Annotated in this window: 18 protein-coding genes; 2 read left to right on the top strand and 16 right to left on the bottom strand. The window is 70.2% G+C overall.

All coding sequences use genetic code 11. The annotated features are described in order from the left end of the window. Window positions 1-30: 30 nt before the first annotated feature. Together ELI80_RS02090 and carA are read right to left on the bottom strand one after the other, a co-directional pair. Window positions 31-2145 carry a glycosyltransferase family 2 protein gene (locus ELI80_RS02090; protein WP_136649339.1) on the bottom strand — a complete coding sequence of 705 codons (2115 nt, stop codon included), beginning with the start codon at window positions 2143-2145 and terminating at the stop codon, window positions 31-33. A gap of 73 nt (window positions 2146-2218) precedes the next feature. Further along, complete coding sequence (gene carA / locus ELI80_RS02095) at window positions 2219-3373, bottom strand: glutamine-hydrolyzing carbamoyl-phosphate synthase small subunit (RefSeq protein WP_136649340.1); 1155 nt, start codon at window positions 3371-3373, stop codon at window positions 2219-2221. Window positions 3374-3504: 131 nt separating this feature from the next. On the opposite strand from carA, the gene ELI80_RS02100 reads away from it, so the two are divergent. Further along, complete coding sequence (locus ELI80_RS02100; RefSeq protein WP_136649341.1) at window positions 3505-3975, top strand: GatB/YqeY domain-containing protein; 471 nt, start codon at window positions 3505-3507, stop codon at window positions 3973-3975. A 199-nt stretch (window positions 3976-4174) separates the two neighbouring features. Here ELI80_RS02100 and ELI80_RS02105 read toward each other — a convergent pair whose 3' ends face one another. Both ELI80_RS02105 and ELI80_RS02110 read right to left on the bottom strand, forming a co-directional pair. Continuing rightward, entirely contained in the window at window positions 4175-4957 is a 783-nt protein-coding gene (locus ELI80_RS02105; RefSeq protein WP_136649342.1) for a Pnap_2097 family protein, read from the bottom strand. Between the two features lie 8 nt (window positions 4958-4965). Beyond that, the gene (locus ELI80_RS02110) at window positions 4966-6264 is read right to left on the bottom strand and encodes a hypothetical protein (protein WP_136649343.1); all 1299 of its coding nucleotides are present in this window, start codon (window positions 6262-6264) and stop codon (window positions 4966-4968) included. A gap of 64 nt (window positions 6265-6328) precedes the next feature. Here ELI80_RS02110 and ELI80_RS02115 point away from each other — a divergent pair, with 64 nt between their 5' ends. After that, window positions 6329-6544, top strand: a complete 216-nt coding sequence (locus ELI80_RS02115) for an acyl carrier protein (protein WP_136649410.1) — start codon at window positions 6329-6331, stop codon at window positions 6542-6544. Window positions 6545-6828: 284 nt separating this feature from the next. On the opposite strand, the gene ELI80_RS02120 is transcribed toward ELI80_RS02115, so the two are convergent. From ELI80_RS02120 to ehuR, 12 genes are all read right to left on the bottom strand, one after another. Beyond that, a complete protein-coding gene (locus ELI80_RS02120) occupies window positions 6829-8205 on the bottom strand; it encodes an aminotransferase (protein ID WP_136649344.1) in 1377 nt (458 codons plus the stop codon). Window positions 8206-8215: 10 nt separating this feature from the next. Next, entirely contained in the window at window positions 8216-9667 is a 1452-nt protein-coding gene (locus tag ELI80_RS02125) for an NAD-dependent succinate-semialdehyde dehydrogenase (protein ID WP_136649345.1), read from the bottom strand. After that, on the bottom strand, window positions 9667-10746 hold the full coding sequence (gene doeB, locus ELI80_RS02130; RefSeq protein WP_136649346.1) for a N(2)-acetyl-L-2,4-diaminobutanoate deacetylase DoeB: 1080 nt from the start codon (window positions 10744-10746) through the stop codon (window positions 9667-9669). Before doeB ends, ELI80_RS02125 begins: the two co-directional genes overlap by 1 nt. Before the next feature lie 4 nt (window positions 10747-10750). Further along, window positions 10751-11932, bottom strand: coding sequence for an ectoine hydrolase DoeA (gene doeA, locus ELI80_RS02135; protein WP_136649347.1), 1182 nt, complete (start codon window positions 11930-11932; stop codon window positions 10751-10753). Window positions 11933-11939: 7 nt separating this feature from the next. Next, a complete protein-coding gene (locus tag ELI80_RS02140; protein WP_136649348.1) occupies window positions 11940-12935 on the bottom strand; it encodes a cyclodeaminase in 996 nt (331 codons plus the stop codon). Beyond that, window positions 12932-13930: a hydroxyectoine utilization dehydratase EutB gene (eutB, locus tag ELI80_RS02145; RefSeq protein ID WP_136649349.1), complete on the bottom strand. Its 999-nt coding sequence runs from the start codon at window positions 13928-13930 to the stop codon at window positions 12932-12934. Before eutB ends, ELI80_RS02140 begins: the two co-directional genes overlap by 4 nt. Further along, complete coding sequence (locus ELI80_RS02150; RefSeq protein ID WP_136649350.1) at window positions 13927-14712, bottom strand: aspartate racemase/maleate isomerase family protein; 786 nt, start codon at window positions 14710-14712, stop codon at window positions 13927-13929. Before ELI80_RS02150 ends, eutB begins: the two co-directional genes overlap by 4 nt. Continuing rightward, on the bottom strand, window positions 14709-15365 hold the full coding sequence (ehuD, locus tag ELI80_RS02155) for an ectoine/hydroxyectoine ABC transporter permease subunit EhuD (protein WP_136649351.1): 657 nt from the start codon (window positions 15363-15365) through the stop codon (window positions 14709-14711). The genes ELI80_RS02150 and ehuD overlap by 4 nt, the downstream gene beginning before the upstream one ends. Next, complete coding sequence (gene ehuC, locus ELI80_RS02160; RefSeq protein ID WP_136649352.1) at window positions 15365-16021, bottom strand: ectoine/hydroxyectoine ABC transporter permease subunit EhuC; 657 nt, start codon at window positions 16019-16021, stop codon at window positions 15365-15367. Before ehuC ends, ehuD begins: the two co-directional genes overlap by 1 nt. 74 nt (window positions 16022-16095) lie before the next feature. Continuing rightward, the gene (gene ehuB, locus ELI80_RS02165) at window positions 16096-16917 is read right to left on the bottom strand and encodes an ectoine/hydroxyectoine ABC transporter substrate-binding protein EhuB (protein ID WP_136649353.1); all 822 of its coding nucleotides are present in this window, start codon (window positions 16915-16917) and stop codon (window positions 16096-16098) included. A 47-nt stretch (window positions 16918-16964) separates the two neighbouring features. Continuing rightward, window positions 16965-17801, bottom strand: a complete 837-nt coding sequence (gene ehuA, locus ELI80_RS02170) for an ectoine/hydroxyectoine ABC transporter ATP-binding protein EhuA (RefSeq protein WP_136649354.1) — start codon at window positions 17799-17801, stop codon at window positions 16965-16967. 55 nt (window positions 17802-17856) lie between these two features. Then, window positions 17857-19236, bottom strand: a complete 1380-nt coding sequence (gene ehuR / locus ELI80_RS02175) for a MocR-like ectoine utilization transcription factor EhuR (protein WP_136649355.1) — start codon at window positions 19234-19236, stop codon at window positions 17857-17859. Window positions 19237-19310 lie beyond the last annotated feature (74 nt).

Below are 19310 nucleotides of genomic sequence, written 5' to 3' on the forward strand. Positions count from 1 at the left end.
TGCCGCGACCCAGCTGCCCGGCGGGTCACCTCAGCCCTGCGCCAGGCCTGCTTCGCTGTCGGTTGCACCGGCCCGAAGATCGCCCGCGTTGATCGGCACTGGCGCCCTGCGCGCCATGCCCCCGCCCAGGTCGCCGAGCGTCACCAGCGGGATCGTCGTCAGCGACGGCGCTTCGGGCGGCGCTTCCTCCACCACATCGAAGACTCCGTGCGTCGTCTTGTCCCAGTAGAACGGGTTCACGACGACCTCGTAGAGCGCCTTCCACGCGGCAAGGCAGCCTAGCGGAAAGTAGAGGTGCATCGTCGGCGCCCACGCCCACAGACCGCGATGCCCGGTCCGGCGCACCGCCCAGGCGCCGATCACCATGTTCAGGATCTCGGACGCGACGAAGATGGAAAACAGGACCGGCACCCCGTAGCCGCCCCACATGGCGCCGAGCGGCTCGCGCAAGGGGTGCGGCAGGCCGAGGCTCAACAGCCAGAAGCTCCACAGCAGGGGGGCCAGCAGGTACTGCGTCAGCATGCCCGCGAACTGGACCTGGAAGCCCAGGAACGCGCGCGTGCCGATCTGGCGCCACAGCTGCACCGGCGTCCGCATGTGGACGCCCCAGGTCATCGCGTAGCCCTTGAGCCAGCGCGAGCGCTGCTTGATCCACGGCAGCGCGCGGCAGTTCGCCTCTTCATGGGTGGTGAAGTCCGCGACCTCGACCCGCATCCCCATGCGCGCGAGGCGGACGCCCAGGTCCGCGTCCTCGGTCACGTTCCAGGCGTCCCACGCGCCCGACCGCTCCAGCGCGTCGCGGCGGAAGAACTGCGTGGTGCCGCCCAGCGGCACGATCAGCCCCATGCGCGACACGCCGGGCAGCACCGCGCGGAACAGCGCCGCGTATTCGATCGTGAAGCAGCGCGACAGCCAGTTGGTGCGCGGGTTGTAGAAGTCGAGCGCGCCCTGGATGCAGGCCACGTCCGCGGGCGCCGCCGCCATGTGGCGGGCGACCTTGTGGAGCTGCCCCGGCTCTGGCCGGTCCTCGGCATCCCAGACGCCGATGATGTCGCCGCGGCAGAAGCTCAGCGCATAGGTCAGCGCGCGGGGCTTCGTCTTGATCGGCCCGTCCGGCACGATGACGACGCGCAGCCAGCGGGGCAGGGTGACGCCGTCGAGCGCGGCGCGGGTGATCTCGTCTGTCTCCTCGACCACCAGGATGATGTCGCTGAGTTCGCGCGGATAGGTGAGCCGCGACAGCCGCCCGACCAGCTTGCCGGCCACGTCCGCCTCGTGGAACAGCGGCACCATGACCGAGATCAGGGGCAGCTTTCCCCCCAGCTCCGGCGGCGGGGCTTCCTTCAGCGCCCGGACCCGCAGCGTGGCGCGGAACGCCATGATCTTCAGCGCGATGCTGCCCACCAGCGTGAGCGTCGCCCACAGCGTCAGCGCCGCCAAAAGCGTGAGCGGCGCGAGCAGCAGCCCGAGCGCCAGCACCAGCATCACGGCCAGCGCGATGCGGCCTGCCCGCGCCTCGTTGCGGGTCCGGCAGCTGAGATCGCCGGCAACCCGCGTTTCCGCCTGCCGGATCAGCTGCGTGCGCCGCGCGGTCAGGATCGCGTCCCGCGCCGCGGTGGGGGAACAGAGGAGCATGCGGACCGTTCCGAGGCTGCGCCGGAGCGTGGGTGCGAGCGCCGCGAACTCATCGGGGCGGGACGCCGCGACATAGGTCACCCCGCCGGTGCGCCGCCAGGGCACGATGCCCGCGTTGAGGCACAATCCCGCCCCCGCCGCGTCGATCAGCCGGGAGTCGGGCGGGGTGGCGGCAAGATCCGGCATGGTCGTGCGCCATTGCCGCGACAGGGCGCGGGCGAGCGCGCCTTCGCTCACCCAGCCATGGGCCAGAAGGATCTCGCCCAGCGGCACGTCCTGGCGCTGCCGCATGACGACGGCCTTGAGAAGGTCGCCGGGCGCCACCGCCCCGTCCTCGATCAGGATCTGGCCCAGCGGGCGCTGGTCGCGCGCGGGCTTCGCCGCTGCCTGCGCCCGTGCGGCCGCCTCGGCCCGGTCACGGTCCGCGCGCGCCTCGCGCAGGCGCGGCTGCAGCGAGATCACCTCGGCGGACGGCGCGCGGTCGCCGGCGGGCGCGATTGAAGCTGGCATGTCTGTTCCAGGACGAGATCGGTCCCGGACGTCATGCCTGATCGAGGGTTAAGGCGCGGTTAACGCCGGCGGTTCAACCTCGCCGCTGTTCCATCGCCCTGGCGAAGCGGTCGAACAGGTAGGCGCTGTCCTGCGGCCCGGGGCTGGCCTCGGGGTGGTGCTGGACCGAGAAGACCGGCCGGTCGGACATCCGGATGCCGCAGTTGGACCCGTCGAACAGGCTCACATGCGTTTCCACGACCCCTTCGGGCAGGGACTGCGCGTCCACCGCGAAGCCGTGGTTCATCGAGGTGATCTCGACCTTGCCGGTCTCCTTGTCGCGCACCGGGTGGTTCGCGCCGTGGTGGCCGTGGCTCATCTTCACCGTCCGCGCCCCCAGCGCCAGCGCCAGCATCTGGTGGCCAAGGCAGATGCCGAAGATCGGAAGATCCCGGGCAAGCAGCTCCTGGATCATGGGCACGGCGTATGCACCGGTCGCGGCCGGGTCGCCGGGGCCGTTCGACAGGAACACGCCCTCGGGCTCGTGCGCCAGCACCTCGGCGGCGGTGGCGGTGGCCGGCAGCACCGTCACGTCGGCGCCCGACGCGACCAGCGAGCGCAGGATGTTGCGCTTCGCGCCGTAGTCCAGCGCCACGACCTTGAACGGGCGCGCAGGTCGGGCAGGGGGCTCGAACCCGTCGGGCCAGGACCACAGCCCCTCGTCCCAGCGATAGCTCTGCCGGCAGCTCACGTGGCGGGCGAGGTCGAGCCCGACGAGCCCGGTCCACGCCTTCGCCCGCTCGACCATCGCGGCGGTGTCGAAGTTCCCCTGCGGGTCATGGGCGAGCGCCACGTGCGGCGAGCCCTGCTGGCGGATCGCCCGGGTCAGGCGGCGGGTGTCGATGCCGCCGATGCCGATGCGGCCGCGCCGTTCCATCCAGTCGGCGAGGTCCGAGGTCGCGCGCCAGTTCGACGGCTCGGTCGGATCCCACTTGACGACGATGCCCGACGCCACCGGCTCGGCGGATTCGTCGTCCAGCGCGGTTACGCCGGTGTTGCCGATGTGGGGGAAGGTGAAGGTCACGACCTGCGACGCGTAGGAGGGATCGGTCATGATCTCCTGGTACCCGGTCATCGCGGTGTTGAAGACCAGCTCGGCCACCACTTCGCCCGCGGCACCGAAGCCATGGCCGCGGAAGATCGTTCCGTCGGCTAGCGCAAGGCAGGCGGTCGGTGTCGGCATTGTCATCTCTCCGGCAGATCGGCGGGGAAACTAGGGGCGGGGACCCGGCCCGTCAAGGCGCGACGCGGCGGTGCTTGACCCGCGCGCCCGGCTGCGGGATTGCAGGGTCTGACGACGCCATCGAAAGGACCACTGCCATGGATTTGCGCGAACGCATCGCCGCCGCCACGAAAGAGGCGATGAAGTCTCGCGACGCCGCCCGGCTCTCCACGCTGCGCCTGATCGGCGCGGGCATCAAGGACCGTGAGATCGCGGCCCGCGGCGAGCCGGGGAATGAGGGCGCGGACGGCCTGCGCGAGGAGGATCTGGTCGCGCTTCTCTCGAAGATGGTCAAGCAGCGACAGGAATCCGCCCGTGCCTTCGAGGAAGGCGGCCGCATCGAGCTTGCCGAGCGCGAGCAGGCCGAGATCACGGTGATCCAGGAGTTCCTGCCCCGGCAGCTGGACGACGCCGAAGTCGCGGCGGCGCTGGACAGGGTGATCGCGGACCTCGGCGCGTCGTCGGTGCGCGACATGGGGCGCGTCATGGGCGAGCTGCGTGCGCGTCACGCGGGGCAGATGGACTTCGGCGCGGTGGGGGCGCTGGTCAAGTCGCGGCTGATGGGGTGAGCGGGCGTCCCGGGCGAGGCTGACTGCATCCCGCGTCCAGGTGCGGGGTCGGGGATGCGACCGTCCGGCCGGCGTCGAGGCCATCCCGGTGTTCCGGAAAGCCGCGCAGGCGCCGGATGGTCGTCTACTGCGGTACGGCACGTACCGCAGCTTCGGCGCGGTGCGGGTCACGCCCAAGCGCCAGCCTGGATCGCCTCGTTCAGCGCTCCGCGATCTCGACCACCGGGGCGGTCGCGCGGGACAGCCCCAGCCGGCGACCGTCGCGGTCGGCCAGCACGCTGTCCACGCGGTCGCCGTCGCGGGCGACGTGGACCACGATCTCCTCTCCGTCGCCGACATTGCCGAAGTACCAGAACGAGCGCGTCGCGTTGAGCCGGGTGGGCTGGCCGCGGTTCTGGCGCCACTCCGCCGCCTTGGCGATGCGGACGAAGTTCTTGAAGTACATGAAGTCGGCGGTGTTGAAGTCCTGGATCCGGTTGACCTCGTATTCCATCGCGACCCTGCCCTCGACCGGCTCCGTCTTCATCGCGTGGTGCAGGTCGAGCTGGGCGTCCACCAGCTCGGGGTCGTGATCCTCGCCCTTCCAGACGTCGCGGACGCGCGAGAAGCGCTTGTTCGACCCGCGCTCGGTCCGCTTGATGAAGCTGGTGAAAAGCTGGACCGAGGCGCGCACCTGCCCGTCCACGACGTATTCGGTCCGCGACAGCGCATGGGGCTTGCGGATGGAATGGATCGTCGTCCGCGCCTCGAAGCGGTCGTCCTCGCGGATGGTGTTCTCCAGGTCGAACTCGGTCGTGAGCGCGATCACCGCCCCGTACATCCGCTCGCCGCGCGCATCCAGCCACTCGGACGGCTTCAGCCCCAGAAGCTCGGCCAGGATGATCCAGTGGTTTTCAAGCGCCGTGGCCAGCGCCCAGTCCTCGGACAGGGTGTGAACGTCGAGCTGCGGCAGGCCGGCGGTGAAGTGGCTGGTGTACTGCATGAAGGGCCTTACTGGAAGAAGCGCCAGAACCCGCCGTTCGGGGCCATGTCGATGGGCGGACCCAGCACCAGGTCGCGGATGTGGTCAAGGTAGCACTGGAAGAACGCGGCCGCGAACCGGTCGCCGTCGTCGTAGTCGCGGGCGTCGGGCCCGGCTTCCAGGACGATCTCGTAGCTGCTGCCCGTCCAGCGGCTGCGGGGAACGAAGGTCGCGGCGCGCCCCCGCCACGCCAGCACCGGCGCGCCGCGCCCAAGGGCCACGCGCCGGCCGAGAACCTCGAAATCCTCCTGATCGCCGAAGGGGCCGTCGGGGAAGATGCGGATCACGCGGGGGTGCGCCTTGACCATCTTGCAAAGCTTGAGGAACCGAACCTGCGCGTCGGGCACGCCCACGGGGATGTGGAAGTCGGGCGGGGGCACGTTCGCAGGCGCCGCGGCCGCCACCACCGACATGGGCAGGCCGATATGGCCGATGCCAAGGCCGCTGGTCAGCGACAGCCCGGCGTGCAGGTCGGCGATCAGGACGTTCTGTCCGCGGTCGGCCGCCGCCTGCGCACGCGAATAGTCGAGCCGGGCATAGTTCGCGAGCTCGCGTGTGACGTTGTGCAGCCGGTGCTGCTGTTCCGGCGTCCTGTCGGCGAGAAGCGAGAGATGGGTCAGGTCGGCGCGGACGAACAACAGGTAACCCGCGACCGTCCGGCTCAGGCTGATGTCGCGGCGGAGCGTGTCGAACTCGTCGGCGGGGGTTCCCCGCAGCGCGGCGAGAGTGGTGAAGAGCGACGGGCTCAGAACCGCCGGCCCGCCCTCCTCGGAGAACTTCCGGACCCGGTCGAGCAGCGACGATTCCGCGCATTCCCGCGCGAACAGCGACCGGTCAAGAAGCGGGAAGATCTGGATCGACGCCTCGGGGTGATAGATGACGATGGATTGCAGCGCCGCGCGCAGGTGCGGGTCCGCCTCGGCCGCTGCCGTGAGCCGCGCCAGTTCGTGCAGGTATGGCGCGCGATCCGGGGACCGGACCATGGCGGCCAGGCGCAGGTGGGCAAGCTGCGGGTGGTCCGCCATCGCCGGCGCGACCTCGCGCGTCAGGCTGATCGCCGGGCCCGGCAGGTTCGCGGATTGAAGCAGCGACCAGCCCGTGCGGGTGATCAGCACCAGGCGGGCGCCGGCTGGGTCGCGGGGCAGGTCGCCCGTCGCGCCGTCCTTCAGCGCCTGCAACGCGATCTCCCCGTCAGGGGTCTGCGCAAGCGCGCGGAGCGCCTGCGCTCCGAACAGCTCATCGAGCCGGGCGGCCGCGAAATCTTGCATCGTGATCCAGGATTCTGGTAACGGAAGCCGAACCGGAAAAAGGGGTTTCGGCGTGCTGGATCGTATGACATTCGACCGACTGCTGCGCAAGTACGCCAAGGCCGCAGAGGTCCGTGACAGCGATCCGCTGTTCGCCGAGGGGCTCGACTTCAGCTCCATCGGCTTTACCGAATTCGTCATGGCCATCGAGGACGAGACCGGGCTCGACATCGACCCCGACGAGCTCGACCACTCGATTCGGACGGTCGGCCAGCTTTACGACCACCTCAGCCGGATGTGACGCCCGCCTACGCAGGGCCCCTCTGCGCGACAACCTGGCGCGCGCGGCCCGGATCCGCGGGGATGAGGCGCGCGGCCCGCAGGATTGGCGGCACCGTTCTCCGCCCAGCCGCGCTCCGCGTCCGCAGCCTTTTTTTCCGATGACGCGGCGTTCCCCGCCAGTCGTGACCAGGAAGGCGACCTTCGCCAAAGCGGGTCTTCGACACCACTCGCAACCGCGCCGCATTCATCTCGGGTCCGCCGTGCCCGGTCGGGATCGCGGCCTGCATCGCGGCCGCGAGCCCGTCAGCCATTGCCGAGGATCTCCACGATCGAGTCCCTCGTCACCGACACGATTGTGTCGGCTTCCTCGCGGGTCAGGCACAGCGGCGGGGCAAAGCCCAGGATGTCGCCCTGCGGCATGGCCCGCGCGATCACGCCGCGCCGCATCATGGCGCCGGCGACCTTGGCCCCGATCCCCTCGGACGCCTCGAAGAACCTGCGCCCCTCGCGCGCGCGGACCATCTCGACCGCGCACAGCATCCCTTCGCCGCGCACGTCGCCCACATGCGCGTGCCCGCCCAGCGCATCGGCCATCTGCCGGTTCAGGTAGGCCCCGACCTCGCCCGCGTTCGCGACCAGCCCCATGCTGTCGATCAGGTTCAGGTTCGCCACCCCGGCAGCCGCCCCGATCGGGTGGGCCGAATAGGTCCAGCCGTGGCCCAGCACGCCGTATTCGTCGCTGCCCTGCATCAGCACGTCCCAAACCCGGTTCCCGACGATGCTGGCCGAAAGCGGCGCATAGGCCGAGGTCAGGCCCTTCGCGCAGGTGATGAGGTCGGGCTTCATGCCGTAGTGGTCCGACCCGAACATCGTGCCCAGCCGGCCGAAGCCCGTCACGACCTCGTCCGCGATCAGCAGGATGTCGTGGCGCGCAAGCACCTTCTGGATCGCGTCCCAATAGCCCTCGGGCGGCGGCACGATCCCGCCCGTGCCCAGCACCGGCTCGCCGATGAAGGCGGCGATGGTGTCCGCGCCCTCTGCCGCGATCAGCCTTTCCAGCTGGTCCGCGCAATGCGCCACGAAGTCAGCCTCTGACATCGAGAGATCGGCCCGGCGGAAATAGTAGGGCGCCTCGGTATGGATCACCTGTGCCAGCGGCAGGTCGAACTTCCTGTGGAACAGATCCAGCCCGGTGAGCGAGCCGGTCATCAGCCCCGACCCGTGATAGCCGCGCCAGCGCGAGATGATCTTCTTCTTCTGCGGCAGGCCGCGCACGTTGTTGTAGTACCAGACGAGCTTGATGTTCGTCTCGTTCGCGTCCGAGCCGGACAGGCCGAAGTAGACCCGCGCCATGTCCTTCGGCGCGCGGTCCATGACCATCTTCGACAGCGTGATCGCGGCCTCGGACCCAGCGCCCGCATAGGCGTGGTAGTAGGCCAGCTCGCGCGCCTGCGCCGCGATCGCCTCCGCGATCTCCTGCCGGCCGTAGCCCACGTTCACGCAGTAGAGCCCGGCGAAGCCGTCCAGCACGCGGTTGCCGTCACGGTCGGTGATGTGGCTGCCCTCGCCCCCCGTCACGATCCGCTGCGGCGCCTCGCCGCGCGCGAACTGGGCGAGGTGGGTCGAGGGGTGGAAGAAGTTCTCGCGGTCCCACTTGGCGAGTTCGTCGTTGGTAAGCATGGGTGTCTCCTTACTCTGACCAGTCACGGCAGACGTACTTGATGTCGGTGAAGGCCTCGAGCCCGTGGCGCGAGCCTTCGCGGGCGAGGCCGGACTGCTTCATGCCCCCGAACGGGATCGGCGCGCCCGTGACCTTGGTGCGGTTGACCGCGACCATGCCGAAGTCGAGCGCGCGCGAGATGCGGTAGATGCGGCGCGGGTCCTGGCTGTGGACATAGGCGATCAGGCCGTATTCGGTCGCGTTGGCGATGGCGACCGCCTCGTCCTCGGTGTCGAAGGGGGCGATGGCCGCGACCGGGCCGAAGGTTTCCTCGTGGAAGACCAGCGCGTCGGTCGGCACGTCGGCAAGAACGGTGGCCGGGTAGAACAGCGGTCCCTGCGGGTCGCGGGCGCCGCCTGTGAGCAGCTTCGCGCCACGCCCCAGCGCGTCCGCCACGTGTTCCTCCTGCTTGGCGACCGCGCGTTCGTTCATCAGTGGCCCGAGGTCGCGGTCGTCCATCCCCGGCCCCAGCGTCAGCGCCCGCGCCTTTTCGGCGAACGCATCGCAGAAGCGGTCGTAGACGGGGCGTTCCACCAGGAAGCGGTTCGCGCCAAGGCAGTCCTGCCCCGATGTCGCGAACTTGGCCTTGACCGCCTCGGCCACGGCGAGGTCGAGGTCGGCCTCGGCGAAGACGATGAAGGGCGCGTGGCCGCCCAGTTCCAGCACCAGCCGCTTCACCGTGTCGGCGGACTGGCGGTAGAGGAGCTTGCCGATCCCGGTCGAGCCGGTGAAGCTGAGCGCGCGGACGCGCGGGTGCGCGGTCCAGGCGCCGACGACTTCGGGCGCGTCGCCGGGCAGGACGTTGAAGACGCCCGCCGGCAAGCCCGCGCGGTGGGCGAGTTCCGCCAGCGCCAGCGCCGACAGCGGCGTTTCGGCGGACGGGTGGCAGACGACCGTGCAGCCGGCGGCGATGGCGGCCGCGGCCTTGCGGGTCAGCATCGCCGAGGGGAAGTTCCACGGCGTGACCAGCGCCGCGACGCCGACAGGCTCCCGCCAGACCTCCATCTCGGCGGTGGCGAGGTGCGAGGTGACGCTTTCGATGTTCGGGCGCTTGGCCTCCTCGGCGTAGAATTGCACGAACGAGGCGGCGTAGTCGATTTCGCCCAGGGCCTCGGACAGGGGCTTGCCCTGTTCGGCGACCATGATCCGGGCCAGGTCGTGGCGGTTCTGCATGATCAGCTCGAACCAGCGCCAGAGCGACTCGGCCCGCACCTGCGGCAGTTCCCATGCCCAGTCGTCGAAGGCGGCATGGGCCACGTCGACCGCCTCGCGCGCGGCATCCGCGTCGAGCCGCGCGACCCGGGCCACCGTGCCGCCGGTGGCGGGGTCCGTCACGGCGAACCGATCCGCGCCCCGGATCCAGCGGCCGCCGACATACCCGTCGGTGCGAAGCAGCGCGGGATCGTTCAGCTCGAGGTCCATCAGATCATCCCCTCGAGCTCGCGCGGGCCTGGCCCCTCCATGTCCTCGGCGCCGCCGACCTCCACGCCCACTACCGCCACGCAGTCGCCGGGCTTCACGATGCCCGGCACATGGCGCGCGCACATGATTCCCGACCGGCCCGCAAGCAGGACCGAAGGCTGGACCCCGGTGCGCCCCGTCGGCCAGAGCCGCGCGATCGGGGCGCCCTTCTTCACCATGTCGCCCAGGTCGGCGTGAAACTCGACCAGGCCGCCGTCATCGGCGAAGACGAAGCAGTCGCTGTCGGGCATGTCGAGCCAGCGCGTCCTGGCCTGCGGCACCTCGCCCTGCAGGATCCCGAAGGCGGTCAGGACGTTGCGCAGCCCCTGCCGCGCGATCCGGACGGTGCGGGCGGTCGCGGTGCCGCCGCCGCCGAGTTCGGTCGTGACGAACACCTTGCCCATTTCCTCGGCGGCGGTGTCGTACATGCCGATGGCGTCGATTTCCAGCATCCGCACGCTCCACGGCGCGCCGAACGCCTCGACCAGCTCGAAGGCGCGGGCTTCCTGCGCGCGCGTCTCGGGGTTGTCGCCGGGCAGGATGTGGGCGGCGCAGAAGGGCAGGAAATCCAGCGTCTTGCCGCCCGAATGGTAGTCCAGCACCACGTCGGCCATCGGCAGCAGCACGCGCTGGAAGTAGTCCGCGATCTTTTCCGTCACCGTCCCGTCGGGGCGCCCCGGGAAGCTGCGGTTCAGGTTGCCGCGGTCGATGGGCGAGGTCCGCGTGCCGGCCGCGAAGGCGGGCTGGTTCATCGCGGGCACGATGATGATGCGTCCCGTCACATTCTCGACCGCGAGGTTCGCGGCCAGGTCGAACAGCGCCAGCGGTCCTTCGTATTCGTCGCCGTGGTTGGCGCCGGTCAGAAGCGCCGTCGGCCCCTCGCCGTTCCTGATCACGGTGATCGGGATGACCACCGATCCCCAGGCGCTGTCGTCGCGGCTGTAGGGCAGGCGCAGGAAGCCGTGCTGGATGCCGTCCCGGTCGTAATCGACCGTGGCCAGCACCGGCGAGGGGCGCAGCCCCTCGGGAGTCGCGGGCATGGGTTCAGTCCTTCACGAAAAGCTTGCGCGGCACGTTCGCCAGCAGTTCCGGCGCTCCGTCGGTGATGGCGATGGTCTCGGTGATCTCCAGCCCCATCTCGTCGGACCAGAGGCCGGTCATGAAATGGAACGTCATCCCCGGCTGCAGCACGGTCCGGTCGCCCGGGCGCAGCGACATGGTGCGTTCGCCCCAGTCGGGCGGGTAGCTCACCCCGATCGGGTAGCCGGTGCGGCCGTCCTTGTGGATCCCGTATTTCGCGAGGACCGAATAGAACGCGCCCGCGAACTCCTCGCAGGTGTTCCCGGCGCGGGCGGCGTCCAGCCCGGCCGCCATGCCTTCCAGCACGGCCTTTTCGCCCTCGACGAAGACCTTGGGGGGCTTGCCCAGGAACACCGTGCGCGACAGCGGGCAGTGATAGCGGTTGTAGCAGCCCGCGATCTCGAAGAACGTGCCTTCGCCCGACTTCAACGGCCTGTCGTCCCAGGTGAGGTGCGCGGCCGCCGCCTCGCGCCCCGACGGCAGCAGCGGCACGATGGCCGGGTAGTCGCCGCCGAAATCGGCCGTGCCGCGGATGCCGGCGTCGTAGATCTCGGCCACGAGGTCGTTCTTGCGCATCCCCGGCTCGATCACCTCGACGATGCGGCGGTGCATCTCGGTGACGATCGCGCCCGCCTTGCGCATGCAGTCGAGCTCTGCCCCCGACTTCACCGCCCGCTGCCAGTTCACGAGCGCGGTCGTGTCGTGGAATCTCGCGTCGGGCAGCCCTGCCTGCAGCGCGGCGAAGGCGCGGGCCGAGAACCAGTAGTTGTCCATCTCGACGCCGATCCGCCTGGCGCCCCAGCCCTTGTCCTTCAGGATCGAGGACAGAAGATCCATCGGGTGCTTCGCCGTGTTCTGCACGTAATCGTCGGCGTAGCCGATGATGTTGTCCTCGGAGAGATAGGCGGTGAAGCGCGCCCCCACCGCGTCCATGCCCCGCCCGAAGAAGATCGGCTCGCCCTCGGGTGGCACGATCACCGCCTGGTGGACGTAGAACGACCAGCCGTCATAACCCGTCAGCCAGTTCATGTTGCTGGGATCGCTGACGATCAGCAGGTCGACGCCCTTCTCCTCCATCGCGCGGCGGGTCTTCTGCAGGCGGTCGGCGTATTCGGCTCGGCTGAACTTCAGGGGGATGTCGGGCATGCTGTCCTCAGGGGGTGAAGGTCCGGCCGGCCCCGGCGGCGCGGGCGCGCGTCAGGGCAAGGGCGGCGATGGCGGTGTCCTGGATGCCGGTGCCGGTCAGGTCGGCCACGGTGATCTCGTCCGGGCGGGTGCGGCCCGGCGCGTGGCCCGCGATGACCTGGCCCAGCTCGGGGCGTCCGTCGGCTTCCGCGACCAGCCCCGCGGCGATGGCGTGGTGCCATTCGCCGAGGCGGCGGGTCTGCGCCAGCCGGTCGGCGACGTAGGTGGCAGACGCGACGAGCGCGGGGTCGAGCTCGTTCTTGTGCTCGGCATCCGATCCCATCGCGGTGACGTGGGCGCCGGGGAGGACGTCGCCGGCGTCCAGGATCGGTCGGTCGGCGGGGGTGGTGGTGACGATCACGCCGGCGCCGCGTGCGGCCTTTGCGACCGTCGCGGCGGCCGTGACGGGAAAGCCCATCCGCGCCGTCATGTCGCGGGCGAAATCGGCGGCCTTCGCGGGATCGCGCGCCCAGACCCGCGCGGCGGAAAGCTTCCGCACCTGCGCCAGCGCGGCCAGCTGCATCCGCGCCTGCATCCCCGCGCCGAGGATCGCCGCGACCGACGCATCCTCGCGCGCGAGGTGCTTCGCCGCGACAGCCCCGGCGGCGGCGGTCCGCACGTCGGTCAGGTAGCCGTTGTCCAGCAGCAGCGCCTCGACCAGCCCTGTGCGGGCCGACAGGACGACCATCATCCCGTTGGTTGACGGCAGCCCCAGCGCCGGGTTGCCGAAGAAACCGGGGCTGATCTTGATCGCGAAGTGATCGACGCCGGGAATGTAGGCGGTCTTCACGTCGACTTCGCCCCGGTGTTCGGGGATGTCGAGACGCAGGATCGGCGGCATCGCCACTGCTTCGGTGGCAAGCGCGAGGAACGCGCGTTCCACGCAGTCGATCGCGTCCATGTCCAGCGGCACCAGCGCGCGCAGGTCGGCTTCGGTGAGGATCGTGACGGGCGGGCGGTTCATGCCGATTCCGCCGAGTTCGCGCCGGCAACGACGCGGGCATGAAGCGCGGGGTCCACGTTGCCGCCCGACAGGACGGTGACGACCGGGCCGCCCGCCGGCCCCTGTGCGCGGACCTTGCCCGAGAGCAAGGCCGCGGTGCCGACGGCGGCCGCGCCTTCCACGACGTGTCCCAGCGCGGCCAGGTGACGCATGGCGCCCGCGATCTCGGCCTCGGTCACGAGCACGGTTTCGTCCAGCAGCGCGCGGCAGATCGGGAAGGTCACGCGGTTCTGCAGCCCCACGCCGCCGCCGAGCGAATCCGCGAGGCTCGCGGTTTCCTCGACCTCGACCGGGGCGCCCGCGGCGAGGCTTGCGATCATCGCGGCGCCGCTTTCCATCGTGACGCCGACGATCCGCGCGTCCGGCCGCAGCGCCTTGACCGCGACCGCGACCCCCGCGATCAGCCCGCCGCCCGACAGCGGCACGAGGATGGCCGCGGCGTCGGGCGCGTCCTCGACGATCTCCAGCCCGATCGTGCCCTGACCCGCGACGACCGCCGCGTCGTCGAAGGGCGCGATCTCGGTCAGCCCCTCGTCGCGGACGGCGCGGGCGACCTCGACCATCGCCTCGTCCTGGCTCGCGCCGACGATCCGCACCTCGGCGCCAAGCGCGCGGATCGCCGCGACCTTGTTCTGCGGCACGAGCCGCGACAGGCAGACGACCGCGCGGGTGCCGGCAAGCTTCGCCGCGTGGGCGAGCGCGCGGCCGTGATTGCCGGTCGAGGCGGTGACGACCCCGCGGGAAAGCGCATCGGGCGAAAGCGCCAGCACCGCGCTGGTCGCCCCGCGCAGCTTGAACGCGCCGGTTTCCTGCAGGTGCTCGGCCTTCATCAGGACGGGGACGCCAAGGCGCCGCGCCAGCACCGGATCGGCCAGCATCGGCGTGCGCCGGACGCGGCCCGCGATCCGCGCCCGGGCGGCGGCGATGTCGTCCAGCGTGACGGGCAGGGCGGTCATGGCGTCCTCATCAGCGCGCCGGGCGCGGCCGCGCCCGTGTCGCCGCAGGCCCGCAGCACGGCCCAGGCGGTGGCGAGGTTCGCCGACACCACGGGCACGCCCGCCGCTTCCTCGAGCCGGTCGATCCAGGCCGCCGCGCGCAGCGCGGTGCAGGCGATGAACAGCGCGTCCGACCCTTTGGCCGTCGCCGCCCGCGCCTGTTGCACGAGCGTCTGCGCGTCGATCCGCGCCATCGCCCTGTCGTCCGACAGCCCCATGCAGGTCACGCGGACCAGCGCAAATCCTTCCGCCGCGAACAGGTCGGCCATCGGCACTGTCGTCTCGGGGACATAGGGCGTCAGCAGCGAGATGCGGCGCGCGCGCATTGCCCGCAGCGCCGCGAGCCCGGCCGAGATCGGGGTGATCGCCCTCGCCGCCGGCTTTCCGGCGGAAATAGCCGTGCGCACCGCCGCGTCGCCGATCACGACCGAAGCCGAGGTGCAGCTGTACACCACCGCGTCCAGCGTCTCGTCCGGCAGGATCAGTTGCGCCGCCTGGGTGATGTCGGGTGCCATCGCGGCCAGCGTCGCGGGCGCCACCGGGTTCGCGAACGGGATCCGCGTCGCGTGGACCGCAATGCCGCGGGGGCTCAGCATCCGGGCATAATCCACCTCGGTCGTCATGTCGGTCGAGAGCGCGATCAGCCCGATCCGGCGCGGCGTCGGCTGGTCGTCCAGCGACACCGGCAGGCCCGAGAGCTGCGGGGCCACGGGTATGCGGGGCAGGCGGGGCAGGGCGGTCATGTCCGTCTCCCGTAGCGGCGTTCGAGCCAGCGCAGGCCCGCGACCGAGATCAGGCTGATGATCAGGAAGAACACGCCGACCAACGTCATCGGCTCGACATAGCGGTAGGTGGAGTTCGCGACCGACTTGGCCTGGTTCATCATCTCCAGCACCGTGATCGCCGACAGCAGCGGCGTTTCCTTGAACATGGCCAGCAGGTAGTTCGCGAGCGCCGGGATCATCGGCGGCAGCGCCTGCGGCAGGATCACGTGGGTCCAGGTCTGGCGCATGGTGAGGTTCGTGGCCCGCGCCGCTTCCCACTGCCCGCGCGCCACCGCCTCGATCCCGCCGCGATAGACCTCGGCCGCGTAGGTCGCGTAGTGCAGGCCCATCCCGATCACGCCCGCGGCCAGCGCCGGCAGGCGGATGCCGATGTCCGGCAGCACGTAGAAGATGAAGTAGAGCTGCACCAGCAGCGGCGTCCCGCGGATGAACTGCACCAGGAAGCCTGCCGTGCGGGCGACGACCCGGTTCGATGACCGCCGCAGCAGCGCGAAGACGAGGCCCAGCACCGCCGCGACGGCGGCGCCGAGGATCGTCGCGATGAGCGTGACCTTCAGGCCCTGCAGCAGGATCGGCGTGATCTCGCGGGCGAACTGCCAGTCCCAGTCCATCAGCGCACCCCGTCCAGGCCGCGGGTGACACGCCGTTCGATGCGGCCCATGATCGCCGCGATCAGCAGTGACAGCGCGAAGTAGATGACCAGGATGGTCACGAAAGGCAGGATCGTGTTGCCGGTCTGCGAGCGCACGATCTGCGCCTGGAAGGTCATGTCGGACAGCGAGATCAGCGAGACGACGGCGGTCGCCTTGAGAAGCTCGATCGCGTTGTTGCCGAAGGTCGGCAGCATCAGCGGCAGCGCCTGCGGCAGGATGACGTGGCGCAGCCGCTGCCAGCCGGTCAGGTTCAGGGCGACCGTCGCCTCGTACTGGTCGCGCGGGACGGCGAGGATCGCCCCGCGCACGACCTCGGCCCCGTAGGCGCCGACGTTCAGCCCCAGCGCAAGCACGCCGGCCTGCATCGGCGTCAGGGCGACGCCCGTCAGCGGCAGGACGAAGTAGATCCAGAACAGCTGGACGAAGATCGAGGTGCCGCGGAAGATCTCGATGTAGGCGGTCGCGAGCCAGCGGACCGGCGCCCACGGCGCGATCCGGCCGAGCCCCGCGATGAACGCGACCACCAGCGCCAGCGCGCAGCCCATCACCGTCAGGCGCACGGTCACCCACGCGCCGTCGAGGATCAGCAACAGATATCCAGTCCAGTCGCCCATGCGGCCCCGGTCCTGCCCGTGGTTTCAGATGGAAGGGGATGGCCGCGGCACCTGGCGCCCCGCGACCCCCGTGGTCACTCCTGCGCGCAGAGCGTGTCGCGGTCGGTGGAAAGCGCCGCCTGGGCCGAGAAGCCGTAGGGTTCGATGATCTTCGCGAACTCGCCCGATTCCTTCAGCTTCGCCAGCTCGACGTCGAAGGCGTCGCGCAGTTCGGTGTTACCTTTGCGGAACGCGACGCCGTCGCAATAGACCGGCGCGCCTTCGACGGGCGCGAATACTTCGAGCTTCGCGTCACCCGACTTGGCCAGCAGGTCGTTGAGCGACAGGACCGGCAGCGAATAGGCGTCGATGCGGCCGTCCTGCAGCATCTTCAGGCCCGATTGCGCGTCGGGCACGACCACGACGCGGTCACGCGGCACGCCCGCTTCCAGCGCGAGCTTCTCCTCGGTCCCGCCGCCCGGCGCGCCGATCCGCGCATCGGGGTTCGACGCGAAGTCGGCATAGGACTTGAACCCCTTGGGGTTGCCGGCGGGCAGAAGCAGCGCCTCGGCGTCGCACAGCACGGGCTGGGAGTAATCGACCGCGGCGCAGCGCTCGGGCTTCATGAACAGGCCTGCGGCGATCGCGTCGACGCGCCTGGCCTGAAGGCTGGGGATCATCGCGCCGTATTCGATCACCTGCGCGTCGAGATTGGCGACGCCCAGCTTCTCGAACACCGCGCGGGCGACGTCGGGGGCCGCGCCCGACACCTTGCCGCTGGAATCGATCGCGGTGAAAGGGGGCTCGTTGCCGATGGCGATGGTGACGTTGCCGTCGGATTTCAGGTCGTCGAGCGTCTGCGCCGACGTCACCGCCGGCGCGGCGAGAAGCATTGCGGCAAGCACACAGGTCTTCATTCTCTTCTCCGCTGTTGGTCTGTTTTCGTTATCGTTCCTGCAGTCGTTCAGACGCGGTGGCCCGCGGCGATGATCTTGCGCAGGAAGGTCCGAGTGCGGTCCTGCGCAGGATTGGTGAAGATCTGTTCCGGCGTGCCCTGCTCGCAGATCCGGCCCCTGTCGAAGAACAGGACGCGGTCGGCGAACTCGCGCGCGAAGCCCATCTCGTGCGTGACGAGGAGCATGGTCATGTCGGTCTCGGCGGCGAGGCGCTTCATGACCTCCAGCACCTCCTCGACCAGTTCGGGATCGAGGGCGGAGGTGACCTCGTCGAACAGCATGATCTCGGGCTTCAGGGCCAGCGCGCGGGCGATCGCCACGCGCTGCTTCTGCCCGCCCGACAGCTGCGACGGCATCGACGCTTCCTTGTCGGCCAGCCCCACCATCTCGAGAAGCTCGCGCGCCTGCCTTTCCGCGTCCGCCCGCGCCACCCCCTGCGTCAGCATCGGGGCGAGGGTGATGTTGTCGATGACCGACTTGTGCGGGAACAGGTTGAAGTGCTGGAACACCATGCCGATGTGCCGGCGCATCTCGTGCAGGTGCGCCTCGTCCGCCGGCACCTCGGCCCCGTTCCGGCTCATGTGGTAGAGCGGCTCGCCGCAGACCTCGATCCGCCCGCCCGAGATCGTCTCGAGCGTCATGAGCATGCGCAGGATGGTGGTCTTGCCCGACCCTGACGGGCCGATCAGGGCGAGCTTCTCGCCCCGGTGCACTTCGAACGACAGCCCGTCGATGACGGTGAGCGATCCGAAGGATTTCCTCAGGTCGTGGATGCGGATGATCGGTGCGTCGTCCAAGTCCTGCCTCGCCTTGCTGCCGGCAGCATTGAACTGATGGACGATCATGTCAATCACGTTTCTCGTATCATGACAATTTGTACAGGTCGCCGCGCTGGCGTGCTCAGATCATCGGCAGGAACGGCTCCGTGGTCCTGGCGAGCATGTCGCGGATCACGCCCAGGCCGTGGCGCAGCCCGGCCGCGTCGGTCGATCCCAGCGCGATCCGCACCGCCCCGGCGCCCTGCCGTTCGCCCAGGCGGAAGGCGCGGGCCGACGCGACCGCAACCCCGCCGGCATGCGCCTGCGCCACGAACGAATCCTCGTCGGTGTCGGACGGCAGTTCCAGCCACAGGTGAAGGCTTTGCGGATGGGCGCGGAAGGGCACGCCGCGCAGCATCTCGGCCGCAAGCGCGTGGCGTTCGGACAGCGCGGCGCGCTGCCAGTCGATCAGCGCGGCGACGGTGCCGTCACCGATCCAGTGGCTGAGCAGTTCGACCATCACCGGGGTCGCGATCCAGTTGGTGACGAGGTGCCGGTTCGCCGCCGCCGTCGCCAGCCGTTCCGGCACGACGAGATAGGCAAGGCGCAAGCCGGGCAGGGTGATCTTGGTGAAGCCGCTGATGTGGAGCACGCGCTCGGGCGCAAGCGACACGAACGGCGCGGGCCGGTCCACGATCAGCGTGTTCAGCACGTCGTTTTCCACGATCATCAGGTCGTGGCGGCGCGCGACCTCGACGATCTCGGCCCGACGCGCGGCGCTGGTCACCACCGCGCGCGGGTTGATCGCCGCAGGCTGCAGGTAGACGGCAGCGACGGAACCGCGCCGGGCGGCCCGGTCGAGTGAGGCGGGGATGATCCCGTCGTCGTCGATGTCCAGCGGTTCCAGGTGCAGGCCGAGGTAGCGGGCGAGGGGGATGAGCAGGTGGTGGGTCAGCCGCGCCGCCGCCAGCGTGCCGCCGGGCGGAACGGCCGTCATCACCGCGGTCGATATCGCGGGCGTGGCCCCGTCGGTGATGACGATCCGCTCGGGCGCGACATCGATCCCGCCCTGCGCCAGCCACTTCGCCGCGACGTTGCGGTGCGGCGGCAGGACCGAGTTCGGGCGGAACGACAGCGCGTCCTGCGCCGGCATGTTCTGCGCCAGCCACGCGAGCCCGTCGCGCATCCGGTCGACATGCAGCCGCGAGGTGACTGGCTTCAGGATCGACAGGTCCACGACCTCACCGCTGCGCTGGGACAGGTAGGGCGCGCGCGTCTCGGCCGGCAGGACGAAGCTGCCCCGCCCGACCTCGCCCGACACGAGGCCGCGCCGGATCAGCTCCTCGTAGGCGCGCGACACGGTCTGCAGCGACAGGGCCAGCCGATGCGCGAGCTGCCGCTGCGGCATCAGCCGCTCGCCGGGCGCGATCTGCCCGCGCCGGATCGCCTGCGCGAGTTGTTCAGCGAGCGACAGGTAGGCCGGGCGCGTCAGCGTGGCGGGGTCTGGAGTCCACAATGTCATGGTTTCCAGCTATCAAACCCCCGCGGCTTTGCAAGTCAATGCGCGCAATGCGCCGCGTTTGTTCTGTCTTGCCG

It is taken from the genome of Paracoccus aeridis (genome assembly GCF_004923205.2).
In the GTDB taxonomy this organism is placed as follows: Bacteria; Pseudomonadota; Alphaproteobacteria; order Rhodobacterales; family Rhodobacteraceae; genus Paracoccus; species Paracoccus aeridis.

Excerpts from the sequence above, each read along its gene's own strand:
- ELI80_RS02110 (WP_136649343.1), bottom strand. The coding sequence starts at position 6,264 with ATGCAAGATTTCGCGGCCGCCCGGCTCGATGAGCTGTTCGGAGCGCAG.
- ehuD (WP_136649351.1), bottom strand. The coding sequence starts at position 15,365 with ATGGACTGGGACTGGCAGTTCGCCCGCGAGATCACGCCGATCCTGCTG.
- ELI80_RS02120 (WP_136649344.1), bottom strand. The coding sequence starts at position 8,205 with ATGCTTACCAACGACGAACTCGCCAAGTGGGACCGCGAGAACTTCTTC.
- ehuA (WP_136649354.1), bottom strand. The coding sequence starts at position 17,801 with ATGATCGTCCATCAGTTCAATGCTGCCGGCAGCAAGGCGAGGCAGGAC.
- ELI80_RS02100 (WP_136649341.1), top strand. The coding sequence starts at position 3,505 with ATGGATTTGCGCGAACGCATCGCCGCCGCCACGAAAGAGGCGATGAAG.
- ELI80_RS02125 (WP_136649345.1), bottom strand. The coding sequence starts at position 9,667 with ATGGACCTCGAGCTGAACGATCCCGCGCTGCTTCGCACCGACGGGTAT.
- eutB (WP_136649349.1), bottom strand. The coding sequence starts at position 13,930 with ATGACCGCCCTGCCCGTCACGCTGGACGACATCGCCGCCGCCCGGGCG.
- ELI80_RS02090 (WP_136649339.1), bottom strand. The coding sequence starts at position 2,145 with ATGCCAGCTTCAATCGCGCCCGCCGGCGACCGCGCGCCGTCCGCCGAG.
- ELI80_RS02105 (WP_136649342.1), bottom strand. The coding sequence starts at position 4,957 with ATGCAGTACACCAGCCACTTCACCGCCGGCCTGCCGCAGCTCGACGTT.
- carA (WP_136649340.1), bottom strand. The coding sequence starts at position 3,373 with ATGACAATGCCGACACCGACCGCCTGCCTTGCGCTAGCCGACGGAACG.
- ehuR (WP_136649355.1), bottom strand. The coding sequence starts at position 19,236 with ATGACATTGTGGACTCCAGACCCCGCCACGCTGACGCGCCCGGCCTAC.
- doeA (WP_136649347.1), bottom strand. The coding sequence starts at position 11,932 with ATGCCCGACATCCCCCTGAAGTTCAGCCGAGCCGAATACGCCGACCGC.
- ehuB (WP_136649353.1), bottom strand. The coding sequence starts at position 16,917 with ATGAAGACCTGTGTGCTTGCCGCAATGCTTCTCGCCGCGCCGGCGGTG.
- doeB (WP_136649346.1), bottom strand. The coding sequence starts at position 10,746 with ATGCCCGCGACTCCCGAGGGGCTGCGCCCCTCGCCGGTGCTGGCCACG.
- ELI80_RS02150 (WP_136649350.1), bottom strand. The coding sequence starts at position 14,712 with ATGACCGCCCTGCCCCGCCTGCCCCGCATACCCGTGGCCCCGCAGCTC.
- ELI80_RS02115 (WP_136649410.1), top strand. The coding sequence starts at position 6,329 with ATGACATTCGACCGACTGCTGCGCAAGTACGCCAAGGCCGCAGAGGTC.
- ehuC (WP_136649352.1), bottom strand. The coding sequence starts at position 16,021 with ATGGGCGACTGGACTGGATATCTGTTGCTGATCCTCGACGGCGCGTGG.
- ELI80_RS02140 (WP_136649348.1), bottom strand. The coding sequence starts at position 12,935 with ATGAACCGCCCGCCCGTCACGATCCTCACCGAAGCCGACCTGCGCGCG.